The organism is Mycobacterium sp., from assembly GCF_049683355.1.
Classification (GTDB): Bacteria; Actinomycetota; Actinomycetes; order Mycobacteriales; family Mycobacteriaceae; genus Mycobacterium.
This window is the reverse complement of sequence record NZ_JBAUJB010000031.1, coordinates 1-2176: the sequence shown is the minus strand read 5'-3', so window position 1 is coordinate 2176 and position 2176 is coordinate 1. Positions and strand designations below refer to the sequence as shown.

At 66.5% G+C, this 2176-nt stretch carries 2 protein-coding genes; both read right to left on the bottom strand.

The features are described from left to right. On the bottom strand, positions 1 to 184 hold a 184-nt coding region (locus WA944_RS01870), incomplete at its 3' end, for a hypothetical protein (RefSeq protein ID WP_526374188.1). 63 nt (positions 185 to 247) lie between these two features. Then, entirely contained in the window at positions 248 to 2137 is a 1890-nt protein-coding gene (gene fadD32, locus WA944_RS01865; RefSeq protein WP_526374189.1) for a long-chain-fatty-acid--AMP ligase FadD32, read from the bottom strand. Positions 2138 to 2176 lie beyond the last annotated feature (39 nt).

Below are 2176 nucleotides of genomic sequence, written 5' to 3'. Positions count from 1 at the left end.
CTACCGCGTCGCGGGACGACAAGCCCAGTTCGACCATCGGTGTCGACTCGTTGATCGCCTCGGGCGACTGCCCGGTGGCGTTGCCGATCCAGTTGCGCAGCCACTCGCGCATCTCGTTGACGGTCATACCGACGTCGCCGCCGGTAGCCGGCGCATTGCCGGCATCATCTTGTGGTTGCGTCATGTCACATAACCTCACGATCGACACGCGGCCGTGAGCCGCCGTTGTCGTTGCTGTAGTTGAGCGTCAGTCCGACTCGTCGGGGAAGGCATTGGCGACCCTGCCGCTGCGCAGGCTGCCGTCCAGGTAGGCCGAGCGGCAGGCGCGCCGGCCGATCTTGCCGCTCGATGTCCTCGGGATCGCGCCGGCCGGGGTCAGCAGCACGTCACGCACCGTCACTCCGTGCCGCACCGCGATCGCGGCGCGGATGTCGTCGGAGATCGGGCCCATGTCCAGTTTGTGTGCGCCCGGTGCCCGCTCACCGACGATGACGAGTTGTTCAGAGGTGTCGTCGGGGTCGCGTTTGAGACCGGCGTGGCTGTCGTCGAAGACCTCGTCCGGAAGCTGGTTGGCCGGCACCGAGAACGCGGCGACGAATCCGGTCCGCAGCGCCTTGGTGGACTCCTGCGCGGAGTACTCGAGATCCTGGGGGTAGTGGTTGCGGCCATCGATGATCACCAGGTCCTTGACGCGACCGGTGATGTAGAGCTCGCCGTCGTGGAACGCACCGTAGTCCCCGGTGCGCACCCAGGTCGCGTCGTCGGGGGCGCCGGTGGCGTGCGACGGGCTGGTGCGCGACTTGAGGATGTTCTGGAAGGTGGAGACCGTCTCCTCGGGCTTGCCCCAGTAGCCGGTTCCCATGTTCTGCCCGCTGATCCAGATCTCGCCGATCTGACCGTCCGGCAACTCCGAGGCCGACTCGGCATCGACGATGACCGCCCATTCCGCCAGCCCGACGACCCCGGCCGACGCCTGGGCGACGGCCTTGTCCGAGCCCGCGGGCACCTCGACGAAACGATGGTTGTTGAGCTGCTCGCGGTCGACGGAGATGATCCGCGGCGACTGGTCGATATGGGTCGAGGAGACGAACAACGTGGCCTCGGCCAGACCGTAGGACGGCTTGATCGCCTGCGGGCGGAAGCCGTAGGGACCGAACGCGTCGTTGAAATTGCGCACTGTCGCCGCCGAGATCGGCTCGCTGCCGTTGAGCAGCGCCTTGACGTTGGACAGGTCCAGCGGCGGCTCACCCTCCTTGGGCAGCCCGCGCACGGCGGCATGGTCGAACGCGAAGTTCGGCGCCACCGAGATCACGCCGCCGGTGTCGTCGGGCTTGCGCGCCATCTCGCGGATCCAGCGGCCGGGCCGTCGAACGAAGGCCGCCGGGGTCATGAACGAGATGTAATGGCCGATCACCGTGGGCAGCAGAACCGTGATCAGACCCATGTCATGGAAGAACGGCAGCCACGAGACACCTCGGTCACCCTCTTCGGCGGACAGCGCCTCGATGACCTGGACGACGTTGGTCGCGAGGTTCAGGTGGGTGATCTGCACGCCGGTCGGGATCCGCGTCGAACCGGAGGTGTACTGCAGGTAGGCGATGGTGTCGGGCTGGACGTCGACCGGCTCCCAGGTGGCGCCGACCTCGTCGGGCACCGCGTCCACAGCGATCACCCGTGGCCTCTCCTTGGCCGGACGGCTTCGGAAGAACTTCCGCACACCTTCGGCGGACTCGGTGGTGGTCAGGATCGCGGTCGGCTGGCAGTCGTCGAGGACCGCGTGCAGGCGACCGACGTGGCCGGGCTCAGCCGGATCGAACAGCGGCACCGCGATGCGCCCGGAGTACAGCGTGCCGAAGAATGCGATGAGGTATTCGAGGTTCTGCGGACAGAGAATGGCGACTCGGTCGCCTGGCTGGGTGACCTGCTGCAACCGCGCGCCGACGGCCTTGTTGCGCTTGCCGAACACGGCCCAGCTCAGGTCCCGGACGACACCGTCACGCTCGGTGGAGAAGTCGACGAAGCGATAAGCGACCTTGTCCCCACGAACTCTCGCCCATCGTTCGACGTGCTTGACCAGGCTCCCGTTGTCGGGGAACTTGATCAATCCGTCCTTGATGAACGGGTTATGGAAGGCCATTTCACACTCCAATCGAACGGGATCGGTGATCCCGCCACA